This is a genomic window from Kitasatospora sp. NPDC088391 (assembly GCF_044753345.1).
Lineage (GTDB): Bacteria > Actinomycetota > Actinomycetes > Streptomycetales > Streptomycetaceae > Kitasatospora.
In genome coordinates this window covers 128424-143107 of sequence record NZ_JBIVNB010000010.1, presented here as the reverse complement: position 1 = coordinate 143107, position 14684 = coordinate 128424, and the positions used below count along the sequence as shown (strand labels likewise).

Sequence of the window (14684 nt, the reverse complement as noted above, 5' to 3'; positions counted from 1 at the left end):
GCCCGACGGGCCGTCGGGCCGCCGGCCGGGGAGGGGGACCGCCCCCTCCCCGGCCGCACCCACCCACACCCACACCACCGCAGCACCCGACCACGGGGGAGACAACTGATGGGCAAGCTCACCGGACGCACCGTCCTGATCAGCGGCGCGGCGGGCGGCCAGGGCGCCGTCACCGCGCGGCGCTTCGTCGCCGAGGGCGCCAACGTGGTGCTCGGCGACCTCCGGGACGAGGTCAAGGAACTCGCCGACGAACTCGGCGACTCCGCGGCCGCGATCCGCCTGGACGTCCGCAGCGAGGAGGACTGGGCGGCCGCCGTCGCCCTCGCCGAGCAGACCTTCGGCGGCCTCGACGGACTGGTCAACAACGCCGGCGTGCTGCACCAGGGCCTGCTGGAGGCCACCAGCCGCGCGGACTACCTGAACGTCGTCGAGGTCAACCAGCTCGGCGTCTTCCTCGGCATGCGCGCCGTCGTCCCCGCGCTGCGCGCCGCCGGCGGCGGCACCATCGTCAACATCGCCTCCGTCAACGCCCTGCAGGGCGTGCCGATGCTCACCGCGTACTGCGCCAGCAAGTTCGCCGTCCTCGGCATGACCAAGGTCGCCGCGCTCGAACTCGGCCGCGACGGCATCCGGGTCAACGCGGTCTGCCCCGGCGTGATCCGCACCGAGATGACCGAGGGCCTGCCCGAGCGGATCGAGCAGCGCCTGCTCTCCGAGATCCCGCTCGGCCGGTTCGGCGCCTCCGAGGAGATCGCCGCCCTCACCCTCTTCCTGACCGGCGCGGACTCCGCCTACTGCTCCGGCGGCGAGTACGTCGCCGACGGCGGCTGGACGGCCGGCTGACCCGGCGCCGGAACGCCCCGCCGGGCGTTCGAGCGGCCCTCGACCGGCCGCGGCTAGACATGAAGCGTGGCACGGACCGACACCAGGACAGGACACCGCAGATGACCGACGACCAGACCCCCGCCCGCCCGATCACCGTGGTCGCCACCTTCACCCTGAAGGGCGACGCCGCCGAGTTCGAGCAGCTGCTCGCCGACCAGGCCGAACTGATGCGCGCCGGCGAGGGCTTCCACCTCGGCGTGCTGGCCCGCGCCACCGCCTCGCCCGAGACCTACGTCAACCTCGCCTGGTGGCAGGACTCGCACTCCTACCTGTCGGTGGTCCGCTCCTACGCCTTCGCCGCCAAGGCGATGAGCGACCTGCCCCGGCTCGCCGACGCCCGGATCGACCGCCTCGTCCCCACCGCCGCCGACGGCACCCTGCTGCCCGCCGACGGCGCCGAGCAGGGCGTGCTGCTGCTCGCCCCGCTCCCCGCCGACGAGACGGACGGCGTCGAGGCCGCCCGCGCCGCGCTCACCGAGCAGCTGGCCGGCCGGGACGGCTTCCTGGCCGCCGCGCTGGGCGGCTCCGAGGTCCGCCCCGGCGGCCACGGCCTGCTCTCCTGGTGGCGCGACGAGGCCGCGGCCGAGGCCGCCGCCGCGCTGCTCGCCGACGCCACCGAGACCCTGGTGCTGCGCCCGGTCCACACCGTCTCCCGCCAGCCCGCCTAGACCCCCCCAGGGAACGGCGAACCGCCCGCCCGGGCCGAGCACGGCCCCGGGCGGGCGGTCGTCGTGCGCCCGCCCCCGCGGCGGGCCCGCGGGACGGCCCGGACATCCGGCCGACGCCCCGTCAAGTCCCCTGCGGGGAAAGAGAACAGGTCCGGGAACGGCGAAGTCCCCCGGCGCGGGTGCCGGGGGACCTCGGGGCGGGTGGTCAGCGGGCGGCGGCGGCCAGGTCGACCAGGACCGGGACCGTCTCGGCCGGGGTCGGCTGGGTGGCCATGCCGTCGCGGAGCGCGGCCGCGCCGGCCGCGTACTGCGGGTCGGTGAGCAGGGTGCGCAGCGCCTTGTGGACGGCCTCCGCGTCGTTCTGCTGCGCCGCCTCGTCCAGGCTCAGGCCGGCCCCGCAGGCGGTGATCCGGTCGCCGACCACGAAGGTGTCCAGGTGGCCGGGCAGCACCAGCTGCGGGAGGCCGAACGCGGTCGCCGTCAGCTGGGTGCCGGAGCCGCCGTGGTGGACCACCGCCGTGCAGCTGCCCAGCACCGCGTCCAGCGGGACCGGGTCGACCAGCCGCACCGAGGCGGGCACCGGGCCGAGCTGCTCCCGGTACGGCGCGCCGACGGTGACCACGGCCTCGGTGTCGGGCAGGCCGTCGAAGGCGTCGACGATCCGGCGCAGCAGCGGCAGCCCGTTCATCGCCAGGGTCAGCTGCCCGAGCGAGACGCACACCCGGTGCCCCTCCGGCCGGTCGAACGCCCAGCCGGGGACCGTCCCGGAGCCGTTGCTCGGCACGTACCGGATCGGGGTGCCGGGGGTGACCGACGGGTCCTGGAAGCCGGGCGGGCACGGGTCGAGCACCAGCGAGGGGAGGGGCAGGCCGTCGGGCAGGCCGAGCCGCTCGCAGACGCCGCCGAGCGCCCGGGCGCCCACCGCGTGGGCGACCTCGCCGACCGGGTCGACGCCCCAGCGGTGCTGCACCACGGGGATGCCGAGCAGGCCGCCGACCATCAGCGCGCCGTACTCCAGCCGGTCCGAGAGCACCAGGTCGGGCTTCCAGGCCCGGGCGATCTCCAGGTAGGCGGTCACGGTGTAGCGGGTGTGCATGGTCCACGGCCGCACGGCGCCCGCGAACGCGGGGCCGGTCGGCCGCCCGCCGACCTCGATCGGCCGCAGCCCCTCCGGCAGCCCCAGGGACATCAACTCGCCCGCGTGGAAGGCCTCCCCGACGCTGTGGCCGCTCAGGCCGGCCGCCCGGGCGGCGCCGATCACGTCCGGCTGGCCGGCCACCAGCACCTCGTGGCCGGCCCCGCGCAGGGCCCAGGCCAGCGGGGCCAGCGGGGCGAAATGGGTTGCCACCGGGGTGGTGATGACGAGTACCTTCATCGGCTTCCTCGGCCTTCGCGAACGGCGTCACTGTCGGACGCCGACGGTCCGGTGCCGCGCTGGAGAAGCCCTCGGCGGCGGGTCGAGCCGGAGGCCGGACCGGCCGGTCCAGTCCGGTTCGAGGGCGGTGCGAGGCCCGGTTCCTAACGTCGTGGGTGTCGTCCACGAACCCGAAGGGACCTGTCATGTCCGAATTCGCCATCCACGCCAGGGGGCTGCGCAAGCGGTACGGCGACACGCTCGCCGTCGACTCGGTCGACCTCGACGTGCAGCACGGCGAGATCTTCGCGCTGCTCGGTCCGAACGGCGCGGGCAAGACCACCACCACCGAGATGCTGGAGGGCTTCCGGTCCCGGGACGGCGGCGAGCTGAGCGTGCTCGGCGAGGACCCGGCCAAGGCGGGTTCGGCCTGGCGCTCCCGGATCGGGATCGTGCTCCAGGACTCCAAGGACTTCGCGGACCTCAGCGTCGCCGAGGTGGTGCACCACTTCACCGCCTACTACCCCTCGCCGCGGGACGCCGACGAGGTGATCGAGGCGGTCGGCCTGACCGAGAAGCGCAAGACCCACGCGGCCGCGCTCTCCGGCGGCCAGCGCCGCCGCCTCGACGTCGCGCTCGGCATCATCGGCAACCCGGAGCTGCTGTTCCTGGACGAGCCCACCACCGGCTTCGACCCCGAGGTGCGGCGCAAGTTCTGGGCGCTGATCGCGGGCCTGCGCAGCTCCGGCACCACCATCCTGCTGACCACCCACTACCTGGACGAGGTCGAGTTCCTGGCCGACCGGGTCGGCGTGGTCTCGTCCGGCCGGGTGATCGACGTCTCCACCCCGGAGCGGCTCGGCGACCGGCACCTGGCGCCGGCCACCGTCCGCTGGATCGGTCAGGACGGGCCGCAGGAGCTCCAGACCGCCACCCCCACCCGGACCATCGCCGAACTGGGCGCCCGCTTCGGGGGTGAGGTTCCCGAGCTCACCGTGACCCGGCCGTCGCTCGAGGACATCTACCTGCAGATGATTGGAAACCAGTGATGGAGACCACCCAGAAGGCCGAGGTTCCCAGCACGGCGACGGCCCGGGTCCGCCCGTCCGGTGCCGCGCCCTCGCTGCTGAAGATCGCCGGTGCCCGGGCGAGCCTGGAGATCCGGGCGTTCTTCCGGTCCAAGGGCCAGATGGTCCTGACCTTCTCCACCCCGATCGTGCTGCTGGTGCTGTTCAGCGCCATCTTCGGCGGCAAGGTGGAGGGCACCGACCTGGAGCTGTCCCAGCTCTACGCCACCGGCATGCTCGCCGTCGGCGTGATGGCCACCAGCTTCCAGGGCCTGGCCCTGCAGGTCTCCGCGGAGCGCCGCAACGGCAGCCTCAAGCGCCTGCGCGGCACCCCGATGCCGCCGGTCGCGTACTTCCTCGGCAAGATCGCCATGGTGCTGGTGTCCAGCATCGGCCAGGCGGCCGTGCTGCTGGTGATCGGCTCGGCGTTCTTCAAGCTCAAGCTGCCGTCGGGCGTCGGCGCCTGGCTGACCTTCGGCTGGCTGTACGTCCTCGGCATCACCGCGTGCAGCCTGCTCGGCCTGGCCTTCTCCACGCTGATCACCGGCGAGGAGGGCGGCGGCCCGATCGTCATCCTGCCGTTCATGGCGCTGCAGTTCATCTCCGGCGTGTTCGTGCCGTTCCAGAGCCTGCCGCACTACATCCAGCAGATCGCCTCGTTCTTCCCGCTCAAGTGGCTCTGCCAGGGCATGCGTTCGGTGTTCCTGCCGCACAGCTACCTGGCGCAGGAGCCGGCCCACGCCTGGGAGCTCGACCGCGCCGCGCTGGTGCTCGGCGCCTGGGTCGTCGTCGGCCTGGTGTTCTGCCTGACCACCTTCCGCTGGAAGGGCCGCAACGACGGCTGACCGACGGACCGTCCCGGAAGGACGACCGATCCCGGGAACCGGACGACGCCGGCCCCCGAGGCACCCGCCTCGGCGGGTCGGCGTCCGCGCGTCCGGGTTCGCACGGGTGTTCCCAGTCGGATTCGAGCCACCGTCGTCCGTCCGCCCGCAGGCTGTACGGCGCAGCGACCCGGCCCGCGCGGCCGGGTGGACCAGCGGACGAAACAGGAGACCACGAGATGGCGTACACGGTGCAGCCCGATCCGCGCTGGAACCCGGCGCCGCGCCCCTACCTGCGGGCGGACACCATGCACGGCCTGTTCCGGTGGTGCGCCGAGCGGTGGCCCGAGGCGACCGCCCTGGTCGAGGGGGAGCGCCGGGTCTCCTACCGGCAGCTCGACGACGCCTCCGACGACTTCGCCGCCGCGCTGGAGGACGCCGGGGCCGGCCCCGGCCGGATCGTGCCGCTGCTGCTGCCGCGCGGCCCCGAACTCGTCGTCGCCATGCTGGCCGTGCTCAAGCGCGGCGCCGCCTACGCCGCCCTCGACCCGCGCTGGCCCGCCGACCGCACCGCCGGCCTGGTCGCCCAACTGGACGCCCCCGTCCTGGTCACCGACCTGCCCGGCGACTGGCCGGTCCCGGAACTGGCCCCGCCCGCGCTCACCGCGGCCGGCCGCCGGCCCACCCCCGTCGAGGTCCGCGGCGAGGACGTCAGCACCGTGTTCTTCACCTCCGGCACCACCGGCACCCCCAAGGGCGTGCTCTCCCCGCACCGCGGCACCGCCCGGCTGTTCGACGACTGCGCCTTCTCCGACTTCGGCCCCGGCACCGCCATCCTGCAGATCGCCGCCGCCCCCTGGGACGGCTTCACCTGCGACTGCTGGGGCGCCCTGCTGTGCGGCGGCAAGGTGGTGTTCACCGACTCGCTGCTGCTGCCCGACACCCTGCGCACGATGATCGCCACCGAGGGCGTCACCCACGGCTTCATCACCACCTCGCTGTTCAACATGATCGTGGACGAGGGCGTGGACGCCTTCACCGGCATGCGCAAGGTCCTGGTCGGCGGCGAGAAGCTCTCCCCGCCGCACGTCCGCCGCTTCCTGGAACGCCACCCCGGCATCCCGCTCGGCAACGGCTACGGCCCGGTCGAGTGCACCGTCTTCGCCACCGAGTACGAGGTCACCGCCGCCGACTGCGACGCCCCCGACGGCATCCCGCTCGGCCGCCCGCTGCCGCACACCGAGGTGCACGTCCTGGACGGCGACCGGCCGTGCGCCGTCGACGAGGAGGGCGAACTCTGCCTGGCCGGCGACGGCCTGGCCCGCGGCTACCTCGACCCGGAGCTGACCGCCCGCAAGTTCACCGAGGTCGAGATCGACGGCCGCACCGTGCGGGTCTACCGCACCGGCGACCGCGGCCGCTGGCGGCCCGACGGCCTGCTGCGCTACGGCGGCCGGATCGACCGCCAGGTGAAGATGCGCGGCCTGCGGATCGAGGTCGAGGAGATCGAGGCGCAGACCGCCGCCGTCCCGGGCGTCGCCGACGTCGCCGTGCAGCCCGTGTACGGCCCGGACGGCGCCTGCACCGCGCTGAGCGGCTTCTACACCAGCCAGCACACCCCGCCGCTGGAGCCCGGGGAACTGCGCGCCGCCCTCGCCGCCGCGCTGCCCGGCTACATGGTGCCCGCCCGGCTGGTCCGGCTGGAGCGGATGCCGCTCACCGCCAACTCCAAGCTCGACCGCAAGGCCCTGGACGCGCTCGCCGCCGACACCGCGCCCGGCACCGCCGACGACCCCGCCGAGCAGGCCGAGGGCGCCACCGAGCGGACCGTCGCCGAGGCGTTCGCCGCCGTCCTGCGCCGGCCGGGCGTCCCGCTCGGCACCCCGTTCTTCGAACTCGGCGGCAACTCGCTGGACGCCGCCCGGCTCTGCGCCCGGCTCGGCGCCGAGGGCCACGCCGTGGAGGCCGCCCAGCTCTACCGCACCCCCACCGTGCGCACCCTCGCCGCCTGGATCGACCGGACCGGGGCGGCCGGCGACGAGGCCGACACCGGCCCCGCGCTGCCCCCCGGCACCGTCGAACTCACCACCATGCAGGACGTGTTCCTGGTCCTCGACGACATCTCGGCGTTCGCCTGGCGGCTCGACGGCGACCTCGACCCGGACGCGCTGCGCGCCGCCGCCGGCGACCTGCACCACCGCCACCAGGCGCTGCACGCCCGCTACCGGTCGCAGGGCCGCTCGCTGGCGCTGCTGCCCGAGGAGCCCGGCGAGCCCGAGTTCACCCTGCTGCCCGACGCCGCCGGGACCGCCCCGGCCGCCGACGCGCTGCGGGCCGTCCTGCAGGGCGGCCTGTCGGTCGGCGCGGGCCGGATCTGGCGGACCGCCGCCGTCCGGGTGCCCGCCGCCGGGGCCTGGCTGATCGGCGTCGCCGTGCACCACATCGCCTTCGACGGCTGGTCCCAGGCGCTGCTCGCCGAGGACCTGTCCACCGCCTACGGCGCCCGGGTCCGCGGCGAACGGCCGGTCTTCGACCGCCCCGCCGCCACCCTGGCCGAGGCCAACCAGGAGCACCGCCGGCACCTGGCCCGGGTCGACCTGGACGCCCAACGGGAGTTCTGGAAGCGCGAACTGACGGGGGCCCGGGCGCTGGAGCTGCCCGGCGCCGCCCGCGGCGGCGCGCCGGTCGGCCCGCTGGCCACCCACCGGGCCCGGCTCGACGCCGAGGACCGGGCCCGGCTCGACGCGGCGGCCCGGGAGTCCGGCAGCACCCCGTTCGCGCACTGGGCGGCCGCCCTGGCCGGGGTGCTGCGGGAGCTGTCCGGGCAGCGCGACCTGCTGCTCGGCGTGCCGGTCGCCCGGCGCGGCGGCCCGCGGATGGACACCGCCGTCACCAGCCGGGTCGACCTGCTCTGCCTGCGGACCGGCCCGGGCGACCCGGACGGCGGAGGCGGCGACGGCACGGACGCCGCCGCCCCGACGCCCGCCGAGCTGGGGGCGACCGCCCGCCGGGCGCTGGCCCACCAGGAACTCCCGTTCCGCGAGGTGGTGATGGCGCTCGCCGCGGCCGGCCTGGACGTCGGCCCGCTGCTGACCCTGCCGCTGTTCGTGCTCCAGGACAGCCCGCCCGCCGAGCTGGTGCTGCCCGGCTGCCGGGCCACCCCGCTGGAGCTGGCGGAGGAGCGCGGCGCGCAGGCGCTGGTGGTCGAGGTCGCGCCGCTGGCCGACGGCGCCGCCGAGGTGGTGGTCCGGGTCCGCACGGACCTCGTCCCAGCCGGCGCCGGCGAGCGGATCGCCGAGGAACTGGTCGTGGCAGCAAGGGAATTGACGCGGTCCGCAGCGGATCGCGCCGGGACTGGACGGGCGCTGACCGGCGCCGCGTCCGCGGTGTGAGGAGCGAGTCGTGCGGGTGTTGTTCACGGTGTCGGACTGGCCGGGGCACTGGTCGGCGATGGTGCCGCTCGGGTGGGCGCTGCAGGCGGCCGGGCACGAGGTGCGGGTGGTGTGCGCGCCGTCGCAGGAGGAGCCGCTGGCCCGGGCCGGGCTGACCGCGGTCCCGGTGCTGGACGGCTGGGACATGGCCTTCCAGGGCCGGTTGCAGAACTACCTCAACGCGGGGAAGGACCTGTGGCCGTACCCCGAGCCGCCGCTGCACCCCGTCACCGGGGAGCCGCTGGCCGACCTGGCCGACTTCGACCTCGGCGGCTGGTTCAAGGAGAACGTCCCGGTGCTGTCCGAGCGGGCCCGGCGCTCCACCGACGCCGCCGTCGGGTTCGCCCGCTGGTGGCGGCCGGACGTCCAGGTGCACGACCTGGTCAGCATCGAGGGACTGCTGCTCGGCCGGGTGCTCGGCATCCCGTCGGCCGTCCACCTGTGGGGCCCGGCCGGGACGGACGAGCACGAGCCCGGACTGACCCTGGTCCCGGTCGACATGAGCCGCTCCTTCGAGCGGTACGCCGTCGGCGAGCCCGGCTTCGACCGGCTGACCCACGTGATCGACCCCAACCCGGCGGCGCTGGCGCCCGCGCTGCTCGGCGCGGAGCGGTTGCCGGTGCGGTTCGTGCCGTACAACGGGCCGGGTGCGGTGCCGGGGTGGCTGGCGGAGCTGCCGGAGCGGCCGCGGGTGTGCGTGGTGTGGGGCACCTCGGTGAGCGAGATGTTCGGCGAGGTGTCGTTCACGGTGCCGAAGGTGGTGGAGGCGCTGTCCGATCTGGGCGTGGAGGTGGTGCTCACCCTGACGGGTGCCGACCGGGACCGGATGGAGGGTGAACTTCCGGACGGGGTGCGGTTGTTGGAGCGGGTGCCGCTGCACCTGCTGCTGCCGCACTGCGACCTGGTGGTGCACCACGGCGGGGCGGGCTGCGTGATGACCGCCCTCGCCGCCGGCGTCCCGCAGCTCGCCCTGACCAACGGCGTCGAGCAGCGGCTGAACGCTGACCGGATCGCCGCCGCCGGCGCCGGCCTCGGCCTGTCGAACGCCGCCGTCGAGGTGGCGCAGATCCGGGCGGCGGCCGAGCGGCTGCTGCGCGATCCGGCGCACCGGGCCGCCGCCGAGCGGCTGCGGGCCGAGAACGAGGCCCGCCCCGCCCCCGCCGACCTGGTCCGCACCCTGGAACAGCTCGCCGCCCGGCAGCCCGCCGCGGTCGGGGGTGCGCACCGATGAGGGTGTTGTTCACGGTGTCGGACTGGCCGGGGCACTGGTCGGCGATGGTGCCGCTCGGGTGGGCGCTGCAGGCGGCCGGGCACGAGGTGCGGGTGGTGTGCGCGCCGTCGCAGGAGGAGCCGCTGGCCCGGGCCGGGCTGACCGCGGTCCCGGTGCTGGAGGGCTGGGACATGGCGTCCCAGGGCCGCCTGCACAACTACGTCAGCGCCCGGGACGGCCAGTGGCGGTTCGCCGCCCTCCCGCCGCACCCCGAGACCGGGGAGCCGCTGGCCCGGCTGGCCGACTTCGACCTCGGCGCCTGGTACGCCGGCCACTTCCCGACCCTGGTCGAGCAGGGCCGCCGCTCCACCGACGCCGCCGTCGGGTTCGCCCGCTGGTGGCGGCCCGACCTGGTGGTGCACGACCAGCTCTCGCTGGAGGGCCCGCTGGTCGGCCGGGTCCTCGACGTGCCCGCCGTGCTCCACCTGTGGGGCCCGGTCGGCCCGGCCGACGAGGGCGAGGGCCTGATCATGCTGCCGCCCGACTACAGCGGCGCCTTCCCGCGCCACGGCGTCGGCCAGTACGGCCCCCAGCACTACGCGCACGTCCTCGACCCCTGCCCGCCCGCCGTCGCCCCGTCCCTCGGCGGCGCGGAGCGGTTGCCGGTGCGGTTCGTGCCGTACAACGGGCCGGGTGCGGTGCCGGGGTGGCTGGCGGAGCTGCCGGAGCGGCCGCGGGTGTGCGTGGTGTGGGGCACCTCGGTGAGCGAGATGTTCGGCGAGGTGTCGTTCACGGTGCCGAAGGTGGTGGAGGCGCTGTCCGGGCTCGACGTGGAGGTGGTCCTCACCCTCACCGGCGCCGACCGGGACCGGATGGAGGGCCGGCTCCCCGAGGGGGCCCGGCTGCTGGAGCGGGTGCCGCTGCACCTGCTGCTGCCGCACTGCGACCTGGTGGTGCACCACGGCGGGGCGGGCTGCGTGATGACCGCCCTCGCCGCCGGCATCCCCCAACTCGCCCTCCCGAACGGGCTGGACCAGCACCTCAACGCCGACCGGATCGCCGCCGCCGGCATCGGCCTCGGCCTGCCCAACGCCACCGCCGGGGTGACGGAGATCCGGGCGGCGGCCGAGCGGCTGCTGCGCGATCCGGCGCACCGGGCCGCCGCCGAGCGGCTGCGGGCCGAGAACGAGGCCCGCCCCGCCCCCGCCGACCTGGTCCGCACCCTGGAACAGCTCGCCGCCCGGCAGCCCGCCGCGGCCGCCGCCCGCTGAAGGGACGAGGAAGACATGCACATCGTGGGACACGGGTTCCTGGCCCGCAGCCTCGAACCGATCGCCGCCGCCCACCCCGACACCGTGGTGCTCGCCGCCGGGGTCTCCTGGGCCAGCGGCACCTCCGACACCGACTTCGCCCGGGAACGGGCCCTGGTCGACGCCACCGCCCGGCAGTGCGCCGCCGACGGCCGCCGCCTGCTGTTCTTCTCCACCGCCTCCACCGGCATGTACGGCAACGCCCGCGGCCCCGGCCGGGAGGACGAGCCGGCCGAGCCGTGCACCCCGTACGGCCGGCACAAGCTGGCCCTCGAACAGCGGGTCACCGCCTCCGGCGCCGGCCACCTGATCCTCCGGCTCGGCCACCTGGTCGGCCCCGGCCAGCCCGCCCACCAGCTGCTGCCCGCGCTGCTCGACCAGGTGCGCTCCGGCACCGTCCGGGTCCACCGGGGCGCCGCCCGCGACCTGATCGGGGTGGCCGACGTGATCACCGTGATCGACCGGCTGCTCGCCCAGCGGCTCGACGGCGAGGTGGTCAACGTCGCCTCCGGCGTCGCCGTCCCGGTCGAGCGGATCGTCGACCACCTGGAGCGGCGGCTCGGCGTCCGGACCGAGCGCGAGTACCTCGACTCCGGCGCCCAGCACGCCATCTCGATCGACAAGCTGCGCCGACTGGTCCCCGAGGTCGCCGACCTCGGCTTCGGCCCCGACTACTACCGGCCGGTGCTGGACGCCTTCACCGACGCCGCTCTCGCCGGGTCCGCGCCGACCGGCTGAGCACCCGGCGGTCCACCGGCACTCGAGCGGACGGCGGCACCATCCGCTCCGACACGAGCAAGGGCGGGCGGGGCACGGCCCCGCCCGCCGCCTGACAGGGAGGTAGCAAGGTGTCCCAGTTCGACACGCGCGCGGCGGAGCCGCCGCGCCCGGTGGCGGGCCGGTCGGTGCTGGTGCTGGGATCGACCGGATTCGTCGGCCGGCACGTCTGCGAGGCCCTCGCCCGGGCCGGCGCCCGGGTCACCGGGGTGGCCCGCAGCAGCCCCGCCCGCCCGGCCGCCGAACGGCAGGTCGCCCTCGACCTCACCACCGCCGGACCCGACCGGCTCGCCGCGCTCCTCGCCGACACCGGGGCCGAGGTCGTGGTCAACGCGGCCGGCGCGGTCTGGGGCGTCGCCGAGGAGCAGATGCTGCGGGCCAACGCGGAACTGCCCGAACACCTGGTCGCCGCCGTCGCGGCCACCGCGGCCTCCCCCCGGGTCGTCCACCTCGGCTCGGTCCACGAGTACGGCCGGGGCCCGCGCGGCGTCGCCATCACCGAGGACCTCGCCACCGCCCCGGTCACCGCCTACGGGCGCTCCAAGCTGCGCGGCGCCCGCGCCGTGCTGGCCGCCGCCCGGGAGGGCACCGCCGACGCCGTGGTGCTGCGGATCGCCAACGTCTCCGGCCCCGGCACCCCGCGCGGCAGCCTGCTCGGCACCATCGCCGCCCACCTCGCCGACCTGTCCCGCCCCGGCACGGCCGCCCCGCCGCCGCTGCGGCTCACCCCGCTGCGCGCCCAGCGCGACTTCGTGGACGTCCGCGACGTGGCCGCCGCCGTGCTCGCCGCCGCCGAGCGCGGCCCGTCCGGCACCGTGGTCAACCTCGGCCGGGGCGAGGCCGTCGCGGTCCGCGGCCTGGTCGACCGGCTGATCGAACTCAGCGGCCTGCCCGCCGAGGTGGTCGAGGAGAACGACGGCGCCGAACAGCGCGGCGGCGACGTCGAGTGGCAGCAGGTCGACATCACCCGGGCCGCCCGGGTGCTCGGCTGGACGCCCGTCCGCAGCCTGGACACCTCGCTGCGCGACCTGCTCGCCGAGACCCTGCACCCGGCCCCCGCGGCCTGAGCCCGCCGCCCCGCCCCACCACAGGAGAGAGACCACAGCCATGCGCGTACTGATCACCGTCAGCCCGGTGCCGAGCCACCTCACCCCGCTGCTCCCGCTGGTCTGGGCGCTGCGCGGGGCCGGCCACCAGGTGCTGCTGGCGGCCCAGGCGGACGTGCGGCCGGCCGCCCTCGACGCCGGGCTGCCGGTGGTCGTGGTCGGCGGCGAGCAGCGGGAGATCGCGCAGCGGAAGGCCGCCCGGGCGGCCGGCCGCAAGGACGCGGGCGGGGTCGGCGGCTCCCGCCAGGAGCCGCCGTGGGAGCTGCTCGCCGAGCGCTGGCGGGCCCGGGTCCGCGAGGTCGCCCCGCCGCTGATCGAGGTGGCCCGCGGCTGGCGGCCCGACCTGATCCTGGCGGACCCGCTGGAGTACGCCTCGCTGCTGGTCGGCGGCCTGCTCGGCATCCCCGTGGCGCACCACCGCTGGGGCGTCGACTCGTTCTCCACCCGCAGCTTCGGCCGGGTGGCGGAGGCGCTGGCGCCGGTGTGCGCCGAACTCGGCCTGGACGGCGGCCTGCCCGCGCCCGACCTGGTGCTCGACCCGTGCCCGCCCACCCTGCAGGACCCGGACGCGGCCCCCGGCCTGCCGATCCGGTTCGTGCCCAGCAACGGCACCGCCACCGTCCCGGCCTGGGCGGGGGAGCGGCGGGCCGGCCGCCGGATCTGCTTCTCGCTCGGCCTGCGCACCGTCGCGCTGGAGGGGCCGGAGCTCCCGGCCCGGCTGCTGAAGGCGCTCGGCGCGCTCCCGGACGTCGAGGTGATCGCCACCGTGGAGCCCGAGTTCCGCCCCGACCCGGCCGAACTGCCCGCCACCGTACGGCTGGTGGACCCGACGCCGCTCTCGCTGTTCCTGGACACCTGCGACGCGGTGGTGCACCACGGCGGCAGCGGCACCGGCCTGACCGCGCTCGCCGCCGGCCTGCCCCAGCTGGTCGTCCCGCAGACCCCGTGGACGGCCGAGCACGGCGAGCGGATCGCCGCGACCGGCGCCGGACTGCACCTGGCCACCGCCGAGGAGCAGCACGACCCGGCCGCGATCGCCGCCGCCGTGGCCCGGCTGCTGGACGAGCCCGCCCACCGCGCGGGCGCCCGCCGACTGGCCGCCGAACTGGCCGCGATGCCGTCCCCCGCGCAGGCGGTGGACGCGCTGGTGCGGCTCGCCGACCGGGCCCGAGCCGCCGTACAGCCCGGCTCTAGCCGCTGACCCCAGAGTCGTGGCACGCGGACGGCCCGGCCGCCCGCCCCGACGGGAGGAGTACAGATGGACCTGGGCCTGCACGGACGCGGCGTCCTGGTGACCGGCGCCACCGGCGGGATCGGCCGGGCGGTGGCCCGGGCGTTCGCCGCCGAGGGCGCCCGGGTGGCGGTGGCCTACCGCTCCGACCGGGAGGCCGCCGAGAAGCTGGCTGCCGAACTCGGCGCGGCCGACGGCCTGGCCTTCGCGGTGCCGTACGCGCTGGACGACCCCGACTCGCCGCGCCGCGCCGTCGAGGAGACCGAGCGCCGGTTCGGCGCGCTGGACGTCCTGGTGGCCAACGCCGTCCGCTGGGGCGAGCGCCGCGCCCCCGGCACCGCCTTCGAGGACGTGCCCGAGCAGGCCTGGCTGCCGGTGATCGAGGACAACCTCGGCCCGGCGATCCGCACCGTGCAGGCCGCGGTCGGCGGCATGCGGGCCCGCGGCTGGGGCCGGATCGTGCTGATCTCCTCGCACAACGCGCTGGGCGGCAACCGGGGCCAGGAGTTCTACGGCGCCGCCAAGGCCGGCCTGCACGGCCTGGGCCGCAGCCTGATGTGGGACCTGACCGGCACCGACGTGCTGGTCAACCTGGTCTGCCCCGGCCTGACCACCACCGAGCGGGTCGCCGCCGGGCTGCCCGAACCGGTCCGGGCCCGGGAGACCGGGGCCACCCCCACCGGCCGGCTGAGCAGCCCCGAGGAGGTCGCCCGGGCGGTGCTGTTCCTCGGCTCGGCCGCCAACGGCAACATCACGGGCGAGGCGCTGACGGTGGCCGGCGGCCGCTGAACCCGACCCGGCCCGTCCCCCGGCCCCGGCCG

The 14684-nt window shown here is 76.3% G+C and carries 12 protein-coding genes; 11 read left to right on the top strand and 1 reads right to left on the bottom strand.

Features of this window, described 5'->3' with window-relative positions; genetic code table 11:
* The first annotated feature begins 108 nt into the window (after positions 1–108).
* Entirely contained in the window at positions 109–843 is a 735-nt protein-coding gene (locus ACIQBJ_RS27050; RefSeq protein ID WP_400715558.1) for an SDR family NAD(P)-dependent oxidoreductase, read from the top strand.
* A 101-nt stretch (positions 844–944) separates the two neighbouring features.
* Positions 945–1553, top strand: coding sequence for an antibiotic biosynthesis monooxygenase family protein (locus ACIQBJ_RS27045; protein ID WP_400715556.1), 609 nt, complete (start codon positions 945–947; stop codon positions 1551–1553).
* Positions 1554–1758: 205 nt separating this feature from the next.
* Here the strand turns inward: ACIQBJ_RS27045 and ACIQBJ_RS27040 are convergent, their stop codons facing one another.
* Positions 1759–2928: a nucleotide disphospho-sugar-binding domain-containing protein gene (locus ACIQBJ_RS27040; protein WP_400715554.1), complete on the bottom strand. Its 1170-nt coding sequence runs from the start codon at positions 2926–2928 to the stop codon at positions 1759–1761.
* 185 nt (positions 2929–3113) lie between these two features.
* Here ACIQBJ_RS27040 and ACIQBJ_RS27035 point away from each other — a divergent pair, with 185 nt between their 5' ends.
* From ACIQBJ_RS27035 to ACIQBJ_RS26995, 9 genes are all read left to right on the top strand, one after another.
* Positions 3114–3956: an ABC transporter ATP-binding protein gene (locus tag ACIQBJ_RS27035; RefSeq protein WP_400715552.1), complete on the top strand. Its 843-nt coding sequence runs from the start codon at positions 3114–3116 to the stop codon at positions 3954–3956.
* A complete protein-coding gene (locus tag ACIQBJ_RS27030; protein ID WP_400715550.1) occupies positions 3956–4819 on the top strand; it encodes an ABC transporter permease in 864 nt (287 codons plus the stop codon). The genes ACIQBJ_RS27035 and ACIQBJ_RS27030 overlap by 1 nt, the downstream gene beginning before the upstream one ends.
* A gap of 218 nt (positions 4820–5037) precedes the next feature.
* A complete protein-coding gene (locus ACIQBJ_RS27025) occupies positions 5038–8190 on the top strand; it encodes an amino acid adenylation domain-containing protein (RefSeq protein WP_400715548.1) in 3153 nt (1050 codons plus the stop codon).
* A gap of 10 nt (positions 8191–8200) precedes the next feature.
* Positions 8201–9460, top strand: coding sequence for a nucleotide disphospho-sugar-binding domain-containing protein (locus tag ACIQBJ_RS27020; protein ID WP_400715545.1), 1260 nt, complete (start codon positions 8201–8203; stop codon positions 9458–9460).
* A complete protein-coding gene (locus ACIQBJ_RS27015; RefSeq protein WP_400715543.1) occupies positions 9457–10710 on the top strand; it encodes a nucleotide disphospho-sugar-binding domain-containing protein in 1254 nt (417 codons plus the stop codon). The genes ACIQBJ_RS27020 and ACIQBJ_RS27015 overlap by 4 nt, the downstream gene beginning before the upstream one ends.
* 15 nt (positions 10711–10725) lie before the next feature.
* Positions 10726–11487 carry an NAD-dependent epimerase/dehydratase family protein gene (locus tag ACIQBJ_RS27010; protein WP_400715541.1) on the top strand — a complete coding sequence of 254 codons (762 nt, stop codon included), beginning with the start codon at positions 10726–10728 and terminating at the stop codon, positions 11485–11487.
* 110 nt (positions 11488–11597) lie between these two features.
* Entirely contained in the window at positions 11598–12593 is a 996-nt protein-coding gene (locus tag ACIQBJ_RS27005) for an NAD-dependent epimerase/dehydratase family protein (protein WP_400715539.1), read from the top strand.
* A gap of 40 nt (positions 12594–12633) precedes the next feature.
* The gene (locus ACIQBJ_RS27000) at positions 12634–13833 is read left to right on the top strand and encodes a nucleotide disphospho-sugar-binding domain-containing protein (RefSeq protein WP_400715537.1); all 1200 of its coding nucleotides are present in this window, start codon (positions 12634–12636) and stop codon (positions 13831–13833) included.
* A 57-nt stretch (positions 13834–13890) separates the two neighbouring features.
* Entirely contained in the window at positions 13891–14652 is a 762-nt protein-coding gene (locus ACIQBJ_RS26995) for an SDR family NAD(P)-dependent oxidoreductase (RefSeq protein WP_400715535.1), read from the top strand.
* Positions 14653–14684 lie beyond the last annotated feature (32 nt).

Coding starts and splice junctions, on each gene's coding strand:
- ACIQBJ_RS27050 (WP_400715558.1), top strand. CDS start 109: ATGGGCAAGCTCACCGGACGCACCGTCCTGATCAGCGGCGCGGCGGGC.
- ACIQBJ_RS27045 (WP_400715556.1), top strand. CDS start 945: ATGACCGACGACCAGACCCCCGCCCGCCCGATCACCGTGGTCGCCACC.
- ACIQBJ_RS27040 (WP_400715554.1), bottom strand. CDS start 2,928: ATGAAGGTACTCGTCATCACCACCCCGGTGGCAACCCATTTCGCCCCG.
- ACIQBJ_RS27035 (WP_400715552.1), top strand. CDS start 3,114: ATGTCCGAATTCGCCATCCACGCCAGGGGGCTGCGCAAGCGGTACGGC.
- ACIQBJ_RS27030 (WP_400715550.1), top strand. CDS start 3,956: ATGGAGACCACCCAGAAGGCCGAGGTTCCCAGCACGGCGACGGCCCGG.
- ACIQBJ_RS27025 (WP_400715548.1), top strand. CDS start 5,038: ATGGCGTACACGGTGCAGCCCGATCCGCGCTGGAACCCGGCGCCGCGC.
- ACIQBJ_RS27015 (WP_400715543.1), top strand. CDS start 9,457: ATGAGGGTGTTGTTCACGGTGTCGGACTGGCCGGGGCACTGGTCGGCG.
- ACIQBJ_RS27010 (WP_400715541.1), top strand. CDS start 10,726: ATGCACATCGTGGGACACGGGTTCCTGGCCCGCAGCCTCGAACCGATC.
- ACIQBJ_RS27000 (WP_400715537.1), top strand. CDS start 12,634: ATGCGCGTACTGATCACCGTCAGCCCGGTGCCGAGCCACCTCACCCCG.
- ACIQBJ_RS26995 (WP_400715535.1), top strand. CDS start 13,891: ATGGACCTGGGCCTGCACGGACGCGGCGTCCTGGTGACCGGCGCCACC.